The following is a 14,585-nucleotide window of genomic DNA, read 5'->3' on the forward strand; positions in this document are numbered from 1 at the left end:
GACGGGCACAGCGTTGGTATGAACGCACCGACTTCCACCGCTCCTGGGTCCTCGGGCGCCGGGCGATTGGCTGGTCCAAGAGGGCGAGTATCGGTGTCGAGTGATTCGGTCCTGTGAAGGTCGTGTTATCCCGCCGTACCGCTGCCTTGGTTGAGTGATTGAAGTAGCTCGCTACGCCAGGGAGGGCTATCGGGTCCCGGTCCGAGCTGGGGTGTCACCGCCCAGGTTTCCGATCTGCCACGTGAATTTGTGAGTGTTACGTCGATTGGGCCATCCAAGAGCTGTAGCGCCGTAGACCTTGCGTCCGCCTTGGTGGTCGTTTCTGTGCGGTCGAACAGGAAGATGAAGGGTGGTCGTGTCTGGGAGTCTCGTACGGAGAAAGAACAGAACAGCAGAGACTCGTCGATGACCACGTTCCAGGCGAAGCCGACCGAACAGAGGATGGCTGTTGGCAGGTTCGGTATCGACACAGCCATCGTCCGTGTCGTTTCATCGAGATCGAATCTTGCTGAAAGCATGTCAAGAAGTGTGGCATCGGGCTGTGACAGCGATGGAGGAACGCTATGAATCTTGGCTCGCGTCATCAACGCTCGACTTGGTGAACGGGACTGCTGCATGATCTGGTGGCACCTTGTCTGTCCGGCAGGTTCCGTTAGAGGGAGGTCTCCTGTACTCCGAGGGTGCGCGCTCCCTCTACTTGGCGCAGCGCTTGGTGATCTTGGGTTGCAGCAAGGGTGAAGTGCTCACACCCACGGTGGTGCTTCACGAAGCCCACGCTGACCCCCTGATCCGGCAACGCTGTGCACAGAGAGGCAGGCTTGGGGGTCCTACTCGGCGTGGGCTCGAACTGCCCTGAAATAGATGTTGTAGCGGTGGAGGACGCTCTGCCGAGCACGATGCCTGAGCCCTGCCCTCGCAGTCCTCGCCAGAGCGGGAGACGCTCGTCGTGCTGGCATTTCGTCGAGGTCCGGAGTTCGTTTCGACGCGATCGGGCGAAGAGGCGGGACGATAGGACATAACAGTCGGGGCACAGCGACGGCTCATTGAAAGTCCACAAGCATGACGCCTTCAACACGCCAACTCCGACGCTACTCAAGACGCGCCATTGTGGTTTCTGGAACCGAAGTCGCGAAGCAGCCGTGGATTCGCCTTACGGACCTGTTGGATGGGGCATCAACGATCCGTCGTCGATGACTACACGCTTGGCGGAATCCATCGAATGGAAGTTAGCTGTTTGCAGGTTCGATATCGACGCCTCCTTTAGCTGCATGCATTCATCGAGGTCGAATCACCCTGACGTCATGCCAAGATGCGTTCCACCGGGCTAATCTGAGTTTAGATGGCTAGATGTTGTTGGGCACCACTTTCGTTGGGGACGAGGGAGGGCCAGGTAATTTGAGGGTGGGCATTGCCGGGCGAGCACTTGCAGCGCGTCGTCAGCACAAGGGATCGGGCATACCGGGACGAGGCGTGCTTCGGCGTTGCCTCACATGATCGTCGAGGCTCTGACATGGGCGCCGGTGCTCCCCCTTAAGGGGGGAGCACTGCTTCCGGGGTGCCTGGATAGGGTGCTTCTAACTGCTTCTTGGGGTGCTTCTGCCAGACACGCCTAGGGTTCTAGACGCTGCTTCCAAGAGTGCTTCGTGGCAGGCTCGCCGGAGGTGCTTTTGAGGTGCTCCCAGCTAACAGGAGATCGCTTTAAGCCCGCCCTTGGCTCCGCTCTCGGCGAAAGCGTAACGCTTGACCCATCACGGCGGTCGATGCGGTTGACTTTCCGGCTTCGACTAGTGCTGTCTTTGCCTTTCGGTATCCGGTGCCGGTGCCGGCGCCGGTGGTCCAGCCGATGGCGTCGAGGTCAGCCACCACGTCGGCCACTCCAGGTAACCACCCCTTGGACACGCGCTGGAAGGTGAGAGCTTTGCCTCGCACCTTCTCGATAGATACCGACTCGGGCACCCAGCCCATACGAGCGGCGGCAAGGGTGAGCTTCCACCCGAAGTCCTTGTCGGTCGGCTTAAGTAACCACACCACGTCTACATCGTCACCCTTTGCGGATGAACCGCGCGCTCGTGTGCCTTCGTGGCCCGTGTGATCGAGGCGGACGGCGGCAATGCCTGCGCGTTTAAGCGGTAGCCATGTGTGCCGATAGAGATTGCGGTAGGTATCTGAGTCGTTCTCGGGACCTTCGGTGACTCGGCTCAGAGTGTCGATTACCACCAGGTCGGCACGCTCGGCGGTGGCGTAGGCCAGCAGTTGAGCCCCCCCGGCAGCCGTGTCGAGCGGCGAGGAGGCGGGCAGCTGGACATAGACCAGCTGATCTCCAAGTAGCTTTCGGTGTTTAGGGTCTGTGAATCCCAAGGCTTCCAGGCGTTCGAAAAGGTCGCCCTCGGTCATCTCGTAGTCGACGTAGAGGACCTTGAGGGGTGTCATAGATTGCCCAGTGAGCGGGTGAATGCCGAGGCAAGCAGAGCACAATCCGAGCGTCAACAGCGACTTTCCGGCCTTCGACGGAGCGACCAGTGCATGGGAACGGCCTACGGCGATAATGGGCTCGATGAGCCAGTTTGCGGGCGGCGGGCCCCGTTCAATAAGTGCGTCAAGGTCCACCCGTGCGACGGCGTACGGGTTGTCGGCCTCCTGCCCGAAGAATCGATCGGCCTCGGTGGTATCGGGGGAGGTTGTCTGAGGGGCCTTGATCCGATAGTTCTGTCGGTGCGCTACTAGCTTTCGAGCGGCTTCGGTGTCAGCGGCTGCCGCTGCTACTAGATCGCTCATCGTGCCACTCCCCAGCGCGCCACGGTCGTTTCCCACACCGCCCGACCGGCGGCAGCTGTGTCACCCTGGTAATAGAGTTCGGCGTAGATCGTGAACTTGCTGAGCGCCACGTGAGTCAGAGCGGTGCCAGCGTTGTCGCTGTGGATCGCGCCGTAGCACTCCCAGAAGTTGCCGCTGTGGTCGCTCGTCGATCCAGGTCGGCGCCATTGCTCGGCCCTACCCCGGGGGAACATCGATCATGCGGACGAACTGCCAGTCCAACGGCTCTAAAATGGCGGACCAGGGAAGCGCTGCGACTAGGTCGGCGGGTCCATTGGGCACCCCGAGAGGAGGCGGCTGGTTGTCCAGTGGTCGGCGCAGCGCTGTCGGTTTCGGTTTCGGTTTCTCGGGCACGATGAGGGTGCTCAGCTCACTGACGCTGTAGCGAGTCGGAACGTCGGGGCCGTCGCCCACCTCTACGGCGAGTGGTGGCAAGGGTTGCCCGTTCTGGTCGCTCTTGCGATTGACGGTCCCGGCGGGGCGCAACACTCGGGGCAGGTCGCTCACCTTGTCGACGTGCCACCCCTTCAGTGCTCCAGCGTTGAACATCGTCCGACCCCAGCCCTCAACCAGCTCGGCTACTTTGGCGCGGTTGTCGTCGTTGATCACTAGCGGCTCTTCAAAGAGCCACCAGAGCTGAAGCCCCCCACCGCTGTAGAGCGTTAGAGACGGCGGTTTACCCACGTCATACGCGATAGCGAGGGCTTCTGCATCGGTCGGCGGGAGGTTCGTGGCGGCGTGGCGGGGTCCGCGCACATCGATATCTGCCCAGAGCCCGGGGAGCGTTCCTACGGTGTCAGCACCTCCACGCTTCATTCGTGGTGGGCGCTTAGCCCGGGGGCAGCAGGTCACGTACAAGTCACCTCCACGAGCCAGTGAGGACAACTTGTCGACAGCGCTGGCTCGCTCGCCCACGGTGAAGGCGTGCACGTTCTCACGCCATCTATCGTCACCGCGCGGAAGGGTTGAGGCGATCACCCAGCCGTTCGGGTTGCACCTGTCGAACAGATGGTGCAGCCACCAGCGAAGAGCCTCAGGGTCAGGCTCGGGCGGAGGAGAGATGTCAGATAGCGGCAGATCGGTGGGGTCGTGTGAAGGGCTTCCTTCAGGGGCGGCCAGTAGCTCGTCTTGGTCGTAGGTGAGAGTCGGCGCGCTCATCGGGGCCACCTCCCAACAACGCAGGCGCTGCACCCGTCCGCCATCCCGACACGTTCTACGCGCTCGGATGCGGTCCTGGTCCGCACGGCACGGCGGCTCCCGCTAGCCACTCCTGCCCGCTTCCCATCTTCGCGGCTACCCATTTCGGAGCAGCCGTTCGACTGACTCACGCGTGATCAGGAGCCGGCGGCTGTTGCTCGGGGGAGCCTCCGCCAGGCTCCCCGCTCTAACTTGAGTGCGAACCCAAGCGTCGGTAGCGCACAGGTGCTTCGCGGCCTGGCTGGTGGTCATGACAGCTGGCAGGCTCGGGGCCTGCGTAGCCGCTGCTTCGTCTAGGACTTCGCGCAGGGCCGCCTTGAGGTCATCTCTCGTAGAGAGGACAAGGTCAGTCCCAGCGCTAGCTAGGTGATGGGAACTCCGCATTGCTGATCTCCGCTGAGTAGTTCGTCTAACTCAGCGGGAGCGCCCTTGGAACGAGTGAGCGCCGGGCGCGCTTTATCGAAAACCTGAGGGTCTCCCCGAGGAGACGAGAGTGGTCGGTTCTTCAGGTTCATATCCACAGGCTATCACGGTTATCCACAGGTGGCAACCTCTTTCACGCAAGTTTCTTTCAAACGTTCGCAGGTTTGCCTAGATGTGGGTTAAACTATGAGCATGGTTGAGCCGCATGAGGCAGTACGGGGCAGGCGCGAGCTCCTCGGGCTTACGGTCAAGGAGGCCTGCGAGCGTTCCTCGCTGTCGCACCCCACGTGGGAGTGCCTGGAGCGACTCGGAGCCAGAGTTCCAAGAGCGTCCACCCTTGTCGCAGCCTCGCGGACGTTGCGCTGGCCAGACACAGCCCTTCACCGCATCTTGGCGGGTGAAGATCCCGCCAGCATTCCCGACGCAGCCGCAACCATCCGGGAGGCGCCCGGACCCTTCGCTTCGGCAGTTGAGCTACTTCGGTTGATGGACGAGCTGCCCGGACCATTACGAATCAGCATTGTTGACCACGTCCGGCAGCTTCACGCCGCCCAGGTATCAGAGCGCCACGTGCCGTTGGAGGACCCACAGGTGGGACGCAAACCGACGTCGGCATGAGGGCTCTTGGTTGGGGAAGGGCATTCATGCGGCACATCCACGCCGCCTGTGCGCTCTCGACGCCTGCTCTAATGGGGAGTCCCGTCCGCCCGGTCAGATTCAGCCCTGCCGCTGGCCCCTTACAGTGCCGGACACATGCCAGCGTGGGCAACCCGCCGCCCGTTGAGCCGGCAAACACCAACACCGCGCTGTCGTCGCCGCGTTGAACCGCACGATCATCGCTCAACCCGACCCGGAAGGCGCCAGAGCCCAGCACCGCAACGTGGTCGACCAGATCGAGCCGGTCGCACCCCCCGTCACCACCAAACTCGAAGGCGCCGAGCACGACCTCCTCGCCTACACCGCTTTCCCAGAAGCCCACTGGAGCAAGGTCTGGCCGAACGACCCCAAGGAGCAACTCAACCGCCAACTGACACGCCGCACCGACGTCGTCCAAAAATTCCTCAACACCGAATCAGTCATCTGCCTCGTCGGCGCCCTCCTCATCCAGGTCAACGACGAAATGAACTCCCAGTCCTCCGCGAGGGAGCCGCCGGATCACCCACCCCACGCCGACCATCCGGAGCAATCGATAGTCGCACTCCCAGCTTTACCTAGAACTTGAACACCCGGGATCGGGCTAGAGCGCAGCAAGCTGACCAAGGGCCACGGAAGAGACGATGCTCGATCGTCGCCAACGCCGGCGCCTCAACCACCAAAGACCACCCACTGCCATCAGAGTCAGAATCGACACGACACGCAACCTGCCCGCTCACGGCCGCCCCAGCAGTTCTTGCCGCCACCCGTGATCGCCGGTGCCAATGTGAGGGATCGTCTCGAAACAAAACGTGTGGCCAGTGGGATCAACCACAGTGACCATCACCGGTCCACTAACAAGCAGGGCAAGCGCCCACGCACGACCGTCAGCAACGTTCGATCCCACGTCCGAAAACCTCATCACGCACTGAGGCGGATCTCCGATCGGATGCGTGGGCATCGTGATCGCACAGAACTCCAAGCTTTCGTCAACAGTTAGTTGCCAAGCGAACCATTCTGGGTGATGAACTGCAGCAGGCAGAGCATCGGCTGTGACCACGATCCCGACTTGGCCGGTGTCATTATCCTGCACTACGTCGATGAGCATGGCTCCAGACTCCCAGCAGGGTGTGACAGGCAACTGAGACTACCGTGTAGCACTCTGAGCCGCTCGTTGCTGTCAGGATGATGTGCTAGAAGTTGTGGTCGATTCCGAATGGTGAGCTGTGTCTACCGAGACCTTATTCATCTGCCTAAACGTCTGGTCTTCCCCACCACCGTCCAGCCGCTCTTCCTTCCGCTGGTGCCTCACTTCCCTTCCCCGTTTAGTCACTCCACTCATCAGTCACCAGCGCCGCCACGAACCCCAGACCCAGACAGCCGCGTTTCAGTTCACCCACCTCCGCCAGCCCACCTTCCCCGCTCTGCACTGCATTTGAACCGAACCATCCGACTGAGCTGAAAAGCCCCAACACAGGATGTCCAGATACAGACACCCACCAGAAGAAACCAATAGAAGAAACCAATAGAGAGTGGTGGAGGGGGTCGAGTGGGTGCGGCAGCGTGGGTCAGTTGGGGTAGTAGCTGGGGTGCTTCAAGGGTTAGGTGCGAGCGGAAAGAGTTGCTGATTCGTCACCGAAATATCTTCATCCAAAATCGGGCAGAGCATCCGAAACGCGGCCAGCAGACGCCCCATGGTCGCGCCAATAATCTCGGGTTGTTTCGACTGCGTGATGTCCGACGACCGTTCCGACATCATGCGGGGACGCGCCTGCCTCGATGGCCGCTGTCACAAAACTGTGCCGTTGGCCGTGCCAAACAACGTCGGCGATCGCAGGGTCATTAACAATCTCGGCAACCTCCAAACGGTTGTGAGACCACCAACGACTAAGCACCTGGGGACGGATGTGGCCGCGCCACGCTGGCGGTCCTCGGGGCGTCACCCACGTAACGATCGGGTCTTCGCCGGTGGTGCGGGGGAGTCCGTGAGCGTCGCCCAGTGCATCGAGAGTGTCACGCCAGCGACCCATCCATCCGGTCATCGCATCGCCTAGGCGGACATGGCGGATGCGCTGTGATTTGCCGCCTTCTCTGATCGTGTTTTGTCGCGTGATCGACCGCGCGACTGTGAGGATTTGGCTTTTCGGGTTCCAGTCTCCCCACTGGAATCCGACAAGTTCTCCCTGTCGGACACCGGTTGCCAGCGAGATTCTGACAGCAGCGGACATCAACCATTCGGTACTCTCCCGTTGCGGTCCCATCGTTTGGACCGCCTTCACGACGGCAGCTTGCTGGGTCGCCGGGATGATAAATCGGGGGATGAACCCCTTTTTTGGTGGATCGGTTTTGTCTGTCGGGTTTGCTTCGAGGAACCCTTGTCGGACTGCCCATCGGAACATCGCGACGCATGTCATATGGACGTGGCGGCGGGTTGTTTGTGACAGCGGTTGCCCGCGGGTGCCGGTGCGGGATTCCTCGTGAACTCTCCGGATGTGTGCTGCGTTGACGTGCACGATGAGGACCGGACCGATCGCCGCAATGATGTAATCGTTGGTGCGTTGCACCTCAGTTGCTTGCGCGTCTGGGACGCGACGTTCAGCGGTTGCAGCAAGCCAGCGGTGAGCAAGTTCGGCGACGGTCATCGTTTCTGGGCGAACTGGTGCCATAGCGGACGCTGCCCGGTCGTCTTCCATTCGGATCGCCAACTTCTCAGCGATGACTTTCGAAGACCGCTTGCCGCCGTGGTCCGCGGCTTTGATCGTCGCTGAGTCCCACTTCGTTTTGCCGCTGTCGTCCTTGTGTGAAACGCGGACTCGCCACGAGCCTTCGCCGGCCTTCCCGCCCTTCTTCGGGACCCAACCGACCGTGCGTGCCATAGGGATAACGCTAGCGAGTCTCCTGCACGTCGGGTTGGGAGAATCGCGACGATTGCCGCGACGATCTGGTCGAACCAACATTCTCTTGGGGCGCAAAACCCTGGTGCGGACGGTGGGACTCGAACCCACACAACCTTTCGGATACCAGGACCTAAACCTGGCGCGTCTGCCAATTCCGCCACGTCCGCGTTGCGGTGCTCGCTGCGCAGGTCACGCTACCCGTCGCGTGAGGTCGTCGTTGACGTGGGGTCGACCGTGCTTCGACACCCGATGTGTCTCCGGCAAGGCGATGGAGTGAGCACCGGGTAGCCTCACCCACCGGTCCGATGGCGCCCTCACAACGGCGTCATCATGCCCGGGTACAGCCAGTCTGACGTCAGTCCTACTTTCGAGGAGATCCATGAGCGACGCGTTGTCCGCATTCACCAGCCACCAGGCCCCCCGCTCGGGCCCGCTGTCGGGCATGGACCCCTCGGCGGACATCTACAAGCTGCTGTTGAAGGACCGGATCGTGTTCCTGGGCGCCGAGGTGTCCGACGAGCTGGCCAACTTCGTCACCGCCCAGATGCTGTACCTCGACGCAGAGGACTCCAGCAAGGACATCATGTTGTACGTCAACTCGCCCGGCGGCTCGGTGACCGCCGGCATGGCGATCTACGACACGATGCAGTTCGTCAATGCCGATGTCGGCACGGTGTGCGTTGGCCTGGCGGCTTCGATGGGCCAGTTTCTGCTGTGCGCCGGCACCGCCGGCAAGCGCTTTGCGCTGCCCCACAGCCGCATCATGATGCACCAGCCGCTCGGCGGCATTCAGGGTCAGGCCGCCGACATCGCCATCCAGGCTGAGCAGATGATCTATGTCAAGCGGATGCTGGCCGATCGGATCGCCCACCACACCGGTCAGACGCCCGAGCAGATCAACACCGACTCCGACCGTGACCGCTGGTTCACCGCCGAAGAGGCCAAGGAGTACGGCATTATCGACAACGTGATCATCGGTAAGGGCGAACTGGCCTAGCCTCGATCCGGCACGCTGAGATCGTGAAGAATTAGGTTCGGACGCGACAAATGCGCTCCGTTCCAGCAAACTTGAGGGTGTTAAGGACCACAAGGGAGCTGGTTTGGAACGCATTCGTCAGGTGCAATCTAGCGCGTCGGCTTCGGTGCGATATGACGGCGTCGATGAGACCGACAAGATCGTCGCGTTGGGCGGTTTGGGGCCGCTCGCCGAGTACGCGGACCGCCTTGGTCTGACCGACGGATTCGCCTCGGCGGTGCCCTATCGGGGTGCCGCCATGCCGGTGGTCGATCGGGGTGGGCTGTTGGTCCACAGTCTGTTGATGTTGAACGCCGGTGGCGACTGTTGCACCGATCTTGGAATGCTCCAGGCAGCCGGAGGAGTGCTGGGTTCGGTTGGTTCAGAGACGACGTTCCGGCGGATGATCACCGACATGGCCAAGACACCCGGATCGGTCGGCGCTGTTGATGACGTGATGCGCGAGGTCCGCACCAGGGTGTGGGCCGAACACGGCTGGTCCAACCCCGGCTGCCGGGTGGTCCTGGACATCGACGCCACCCTGACACCCGCACATTCGGAGAAGGAAGACGCCAAAGGCAACTACAAACGCGGTTTCGGGTTCCACCCGGTCGCGTGTTTCGCTGACTGCTCAGGAGAGGCCCTCGCAATCGAGCACCGCCCCGGCAACGCCGGCGCGAACACGATCGTCGATCTGGTTGGCATCATCGACGCCGGACTGGACGCGCTTCCCGACACGGTCGCCCGGTCCCATCGTCCCGGCGCTAACACCGCTGAAGCGACCAACGAGATCCTTGTCCGCTCCGATTCGGCCGGGCACACCCTCGGATTCTTGTGGGACATGTGGAACCGCAACCTGCGGTTCTGTGTCACCGGCCGGTCGAACAACATCGTGAGCTCGGTGATCCTCGCCTTCGACGAAAACACCAACTGGGAGAACGCTTTGCGGCCCCGCAACATCGACTGGGACGGCAACGATTCTGATGTCGACGCCCGCAACGCGCAGGTTGTTGAGGTCACCCATGACCCGGCAATCACGGACTGGGTTGGCCTGAAGAATCGGCCCAAAGACGACCTCGATGTCCACTATCCGCCAGGCACCCGGATGATCATCCGACGTGAACCGTTACACCCCGGTGCTCAACAACGGATGTTCGACACGAACGGCTGGCGCCACACCATCATCGTCTCCGATCTCCCCGACGACAGCCCGTTGGAGATCGACCGGCTCCAACGCGAACACGCCCACGTCGAGGAGAACATCAAACGACTCAAGACCACCGGCCTTGACCGGTTCCCGTTCCCCGACACCGCCCGCAACAAGGTCTGGACCTCAATGGTCGGCTGGGCCCACACCCTCTGCCGATGGTTCCAACTCGACCTCCTCGCAGGCAGCGAGTTCGAACACGCCCACCCCAAAAAGCTGAGACGCTGCCTGTTCAGCACCCCAGCAATCCTGCGCGTTAAGAACCGGCAGACCTGGACAATGTGGCCCAAAGGCTGGCCATGGAACCCCCACCTCCGCGCCGCCGGGCGACGCCTCCGGACCATGAACACCCCCACACCACTCCGGATCTGACCGAGCGCCACGCCGAGCAACCAGCCAGCCCGCCCGAACATTCGGCCGGGCTGTTTCACCGACCCCACACACCAACCCGAACGACCCTCACCGCACCGTGAAGGAAGTCAGCCACACCCCAAACCCTCCGAGAGCACCCCGCCGAGCCCGCAACCAGCCACCATCACAATAAAACAGCCTTCAAGCCGCCACCAGCGAAAAAACGTGCCGGATCGCGGCTAGGCCAGGTTGACCGCTCCGCTGAGGCAGTTCGGGCCACGGAGGCCGGGTTTGCGGTCAGGTGGTGGCGGCAGCGGTGGCGGTGGCCCGTAGCTCAGAAACCGCGTGGGCCAGGCCCTCGGGATCCCGGTACAGGGCGCTGCCGGCGACCAACACGTTGGCGCCGGCGCTCGCCGCCCCGGCGATCGTGGCAGACCCGATCCCGCCGTCGACCTCGATGTCGCAGTCGAGTCCGGCCTCGGTGATCCAACGGCGCAGGGTGGCGACCTTGGGCTCCATTTCGGCGATGTAGGCCTGCCCGCCAAACCCCGGGTTGACCGTCATCACCAGCACCATGTCGCACAGCTCGAGCACGTAGCGCACGTCCTCGGGCGGGGTCGAGGGGTTGAGGGCCACCGCCGGTTGGGCGCCCAACTCGCGGATCGACCCGAGCGTGCGGTGGAGGTGCTTGGTCGACTCGGCGTGCACGATCAGCATCTGGCACCCGGCCTCGACGTACAGGTGGGCCAGCTCCTCGGGCCGTTCCACCATCAGGTGGGCCTCGAAGGGCACGTCGGTGGCGTTTCGGCATGCCGCGATCACGTCGGGACCGAAGGTCAGGTTGGGGACGAACTGACCATCCATCACGTCCCATTGGATGCGGTCGACCCCGGCGTCGGCGAGGGCCGCACACTCCTCGCCCAGCTTGGAGAAGTCGGCGGGGAGCACCGACGGCACGATTTCGATCGGCCGGTCGGTGCCGGGTGCCGGCTTCGACGAGGAGGCAGCGGTTGGGGGTGAAGCAGTTGAGGTCACGGGGTCATGCTACGAATTGTTCGTGGAACAGATCGAGTTGCGGGTAGAACGACCGGTGGCCGGCGGTATGGGACTGGCCCGTCGAGATGACGGCCGGGTGGTGCTCGTCGACGGCGGCCTGCCCGGAGAGCTGGTACGGGTGACGCTCAGCGAGGAGCAGCACACCACGTTTGGCGAGGTGACCGAGGTGCTCGAAGCCAACCCCGAGCGGGTCGAGGTGGCGCATTGCCCCCACGTCGCCGACGGATGCGGTGGCTGCGATCACGCCGATGCCCAGCCTGCCCTGCTTCGACGCATGAAGGCCGAGGTGCTCGCCGATGCCATCCGTCGCCTGGGCAAGATCGACGCGCCGGAGATCCAGCCCGGGCCCGATCTGCCCACCGCTGACTTCCGGACCACCCTGCGCTTGGGGGTGACCGACGGCCGGGCCGGGCTGTTCGAGCTGGGCACCCACGAGCTGGTGCCGCTGTCGGTGTGCGTTGTGGCCCATCCGTTGTTGGAGCAGATCGTGACCGAGAGCGACTTTGGACCGGCCACCGAGGTGATGGCTCGGGTCGGTGCGGCCACCGGCGAGGCGCTCGTGATGGTGACGCCGAACGCCACCGGGGTGTCGGTGCCGATCGACAACGTGCGGGTGGTGGGTCTCGACGAGCTGGAACGGAACCGGGCGTGGATCCACGAGGAGGTCGCCGGGCGACGTTTTCGTATCTCGGCCCAATCGTTCTTTCAGACCCGCCGTGACGGGGCTGAGGCGTTGGTGCAGCTGGTCGCCGATGGCCTGGGTCCGATGTCGGCCGGCGATCGGTTGGTCGACGCCTACGCCGGTGTGGGCCTCTTTGGTGCAACGCTGGCCGATCGGACGCCCGGTCTCAGGGTGACTGCGGTCGAATCGGCCCGGTCGTCGGTCGCCGACGCCAAGGTCAACCTCGCAGGTGCCGCCGAGACGGGACAGGCGCGGGTGATTGCCTCCACGATGGCCAAGTGGCGCCCCTCCAAGGCCGACGCCGTCGTGGCCGACCCGCCCCGCGCCGGCCTGGGCAAGCAGGGCGTCGGCAAGGTCGAGGCCACCGGGGCCGGACGGGTGGTGTTGATCAGCTGCGACGCTGCCTCTGCCGGGCGCGACGCCGGTCTGCTCGTCAGGCGGGGCTTCAGCCTCGACTCGGTCACCCTGGTCGACCTGTTCCCCCACACCCACCACACCGAGTCGGTGGCGGTGTTCTCCAGATAGCGCTCGTTACGGCGCACTCAGCGAAGCGTTGAAGCTGAGGTCCGACGACGCCCCGGCCTGGTGAACCTCGACCGCCAGCGTGTTGGTGCCGACGCGCAGCGCCGACGGTGGGACGGTGACGCTCACCCATCGCGTTTCGGCGGCGCCGTTCTTGTAGGCGGAGGCGAAGGACGACGAACCGATCGTTCCGGCCGGCAGGTTGTCGCGCATCACCTCGACCCCGTTGAGGCGGGCGAGCGCGCCGTCGTCAGAGACGACCGACAAGGTGATCGGCTGGGTCGGAACCGAAGTGAGCGAGAACGAGTTGCGGAAGTAGGCGGTGTTGGCAGCGGGGCCGATCACGGTGGCTTCGTCCCCGTCGCCGTAGCCCAGCTCGGCCGAGCCCTGGGCCCAGGCGCCGTCGTTGAACGCCGGATCGGCCCAGTTGGCCGGGGCATCACCCATTCGGTAGTGCCAGTCGGCCCCGGCGGGCACCAGCACGCCACCGGCCGGCGGGGGTGGAGGTGGGGGTGGGGGTGGGGGTGGCGGCGGCGGTGGCGGCGGCGGGGGAGGTGGCGGCGGTTGCTGACCCGGGCGGGGCAGGATCGCCATGCCGCCCGCATTCGTGCCGTTGATCCAGCCGAGTTCGCCTCCGGCGACGAGGGTTGATCCGTTGGTGCTGATCGACATGACGCCCATGTAGCTGGAGGCGTGCAGCTTCCAGCCGGCCACGATCGCTCCGGTCCTCGAGTTGGCGGCCACCATCTTCACTTTGCTGTCACCTTTGAACCCCTCGTGGAAACCGAAGTACACGTTGTCTCCGTCGACCGCCACCGCTTGGACGTCGCCGTCCGCGTACTGGTGCCACGGTCGCGCTCCGGTGAGAGGGTTGAGCGCGGCCACCTGGTTGCCGTATCCGGCTACCGCAGCGAACAGCAGGCCGGTGTGGGGGTCGTAGGCCATCTGAAGGACCGCGTATTTCACCACCGATCCGTAGCTGGGGCCGGTGGACGCGCCGTTGGGCGTCACAGCGGCGATGTAACGCCGACCGACCCCGGCGATCGAAGTGAACTCCCCTGCGACGAACACCTGGGAGCCGTCGGGCGTGGTTTCCAGCCCGTGGACCGTGCCGTTGGGGCGTGGAGCGAAGGAGGTGATTGCTGCGCCGTTCGCCAGGCTGACAGCGCCCGCCCGGCTGATGCTGTGTCCGGCGAGCGTGGAGAACGTCCCGCCGACGTAGAGCCGGCTGCCCGACACCTTCAACGCATTGACGTAGCCGTTGGCGTTGGCGGTGAACCCAGCGTTGACGGCACCGCTGGTGGGGTTGAGCGAAGCGACGCGTTGCCTGGTGACTCCGGCGATCGAGCTGAAGCTCCCCCCAACGAACAAGCTGGTTCCGTTGGTGTCGAGCGCTCGAACCGCTTGGTTGGCGTTGGCCACAAACTCGGTGCGGAGGGCACCGGTGCGGGAGTCGAATGCGGCCAGGTTCTGACGGGCGACGGAGCCACCGGGCCCGCTGACCGACGTGAAGGTGCCGCCGACGTAGACGGTGTTGCCGATGATCTCGGTGGCCATCACCCTGCCATTGACCGCCCAACCGCCGACGGGAGTGTCGGCATAGGGCACCGGCTGGGCACCTACCTCAACGATCCCGGCCAAGCCGACCACCATCGTTGCAACGACGAGCACCGTCGACAGCCTTCGCGTTCTCGACCCATGTCCCATGTGCGCCTCCGCCAGCATTGTGGGTGGGCGACCCGCCAATCGCCCACCGCCGATCAAGTTACTCCTGAGCTGAGACAATGT

At 63.7% G+C, this 14,585-nt stretch carries 11 protein-coding genes and 1 tRNA gene; 4 read left to right on the forward strand and 8 right to left on the reverse strand.

All coding sequences use genetic code 11. The annotated features are described in order from the left end of the window. Window positions 1–1,698: 1,698 nt before the first annotated feature. Genes IPN02_04720 through IPN02_04730 form a run of 3 tightly spaced genes read right to left on the reverse strand, consistent with a single transcriptional unit; the run spans window position 1,699 to window position 3,972 of the window. Entirely contained in the window at window positions 1,699–2,775 is a 1,077-nt protein-coding gene (locus tag IPN02_04720) for an AAA family ATPase (protein MBK9296169.1), read from the reverse strand. After that, complete coding sequence (locus tag IPN02_04725; protein ID MBK9296170.1) at window positions 2,772–3,008, reverse strand: hypothetical protein; 237 nt, start codon at window positions 3,006–3,008, stop codon at window positions 2,772–2,774. The genes IPN02_04720 and IPN02_04725 overlap by 4 nt, the downstream gene beginning before the upstream one ends. After that, window positions 2,992–3,972 carry a hypothetical protein gene (locus IPN02_04730; GenBank protein MBK9296171.1) on the reverse strand — a complete coding sequence of 327 codons (981 nt, stop codon included), beginning with the start codon at window positions 3,970–3,972 and terminating at the stop codon, window positions 2,992–2,994. The genes IPN02_04725 and IPN02_04730 overlap by 17 nt, the downstream gene beginning before the upstream one ends. Before the next feature lie 1,282 nt (window positions 3,973–5,254). Here IPN02_04730 and IPN02_04735 point away from each other — a divergent pair. Continuing rightward, window positions 5,255–5,656 (forward strand): transposase, encoded by a 402-nt coding sequence (locus IPN02_04735; GenBank protein MBK9296172.1) that lies wholly within the window; start codon window positions 5,255–5,257, stop codon window positions 5,654–5,656. 147 nt (window positions 5,657–5,803) lie between these two features. On the opposite strand, the gene IPN02_04740 is transcribed toward IPN02_04735, so the two are convergent. From IPN02_04740 to IPN02_04750, 3 genes are all read right to left on the reverse strand, one after another. Beyond that, complete coding sequence (locus tag IPN02_04740) at window positions 5,804–6,175, reverse strand: hypothetical protein (protein MBK9296173.1); 372 nt, start codon at window positions 6,173–6,175, stop codon at window positions 5,804–5,806. A gap of 538 nt (window positions 6,176–6,713) precedes the next feature. Further along, a complete protein-coding gene (locus tag IPN02_04745; GenBank protein MBK9296174.1) occupies window positions 6,714–7,943 on the reverse strand; it encodes a site-specific integrase in 1,230 nt (409 codons plus the stop codon). Window positions 7,944–8,044: 101 nt separating this feature from the next. After that, window positions 8,045–8,131 (reverse strand) — tRNA-Leu (locus IPN02_04750). A 275-nt stretch (window positions 8,132–8,406) separates the two neighbouring features. Here IPN02_04750 and IPN02_04755 point away from each other — a divergent pair. Together IPN02_04755 and IPN02_04760 are read left to right on the forward strand one after the other, a co-directional pair. Beyond that, complete coding sequence (locus IPN02_04755; protein MBK9296175.1) at window positions 8,407–8,961, forward strand: ATP-dependent Clp protease proteolytic subunit; 555 nt, start codon at window positions 8,407–8,409, stop codon at window positions 8,959–8,961. Between the two features lie 103 nt (window positions 8,962–9,064). After that, window positions 9,065–10,558 (forward strand): IS1380 family transposase, encoded by a 1,494-nt coding sequence (locus IPN02_04760; GenBank protein ID MBK9296176.1) that lies wholly within the window; start codon window positions 9,065–9,067, stop codon window positions 10,556–10,558. Between the two features lie 276 nt (window positions 10,559–10,834). Here IPN02_04760 and rpe read toward each other — a convergent pair whose 3' ends face one another. Next, complete coding sequence (rpe, locus tag IPN02_04765; protein MBK9296177.1) at window positions 10,835–11,503, reverse strand: ribulose-phosphate 3-epimerase; 669 nt, start codon at window positions 11,501–11,503, stop codon at window positions 10,835–10,837. Between the two features lie 91 nt (window positions 11,504–11,594). Here rpe and IPN02_04770 point away from each other — a divergent pair, with 91 nt between their 5' ends. After that, the gene (locus IPN02_04770) at window positions 11,595–12,800 is read left to right on the forward strand and encodes a class I SAM-dependent RNA methyltransferase (protein ID MBK9296178.1); all 1,206 of its coding nucleotides are present in this window, start codon (window positions 11,595–11,597) and stop codon (window positions 12,798–12,800) included. 6 nt (window positions 12,801–12,806) lie between these two features. On the opposite strand, the gene IPN02_04775 is transcribed toward IPN02_04770, so the two are convergent. Next, on the reverse strand, window positions 12,807–14,468 hold the full coding sequence (locus IPN02_04775) for a hypothetical protein (protein ID MBK9296179.1): 1,662 nt from the start codon (window positions 14,466–14,468) through the stop codon (window positions 12,807–12,809). Window positions 14,469–14,585 lie beyond the last annotated feature (117 nt).

Origin of the sequence: Candidatus Microthrix subdominans (assembly GCA_016719385.1) — a bacterium.
In the GTDB taxonomy this organism is placed as follows: Bacteria; Actinomycetota; Acidimicrobiia; order Acidimicrobiales; family Microtrichaceae; genus Microthrix; species Microthrix subdominans.

Coding starts and splice junctions, on each gene's coding strand:
- IPN02_04720 (MBK9296169.1), bottom strand. CDS start 2,775: ATGAGCGATCTAGTAGCAGCGGCAGCCGCTGACACCGAAGCCGCTCGA.
- IPN02_04725 (MBK9296170.1), bottom strand. CDS start 3,008: ATGTTCCCCCGGGGTAGGGCCGAGCAATGGCGCCGACCTGGATCGACG.
- IPN02_04730 (MBK9296171.1), bottom strand. CDS start 3,972: ATGAGCGCGCCGACTCTCACCTACGACCAAGACGAGCTACTGGCCGCC.
- IPN02_04740 (MBK9296173.1), bottom strand. CDS start 6,175: ATGCTCATCGACGTAGTGCAGGATAATGACACCGGCCAAGTCGGGATC.
- IPN02_04745 (MBK9296174.1), bottom strand. CDS start 7,943: ATGGCACGCACGGTCGGTTGGGTCCCGAAGAAGGGCGGGAAGGCCGGC.
- IPN02_04755 (MBK9296175.1), top strand. CDS start 8,407: ATGGACCCCTCGGCGGACATCTACAAGCTGCTGTTGAAGGACCGGATC.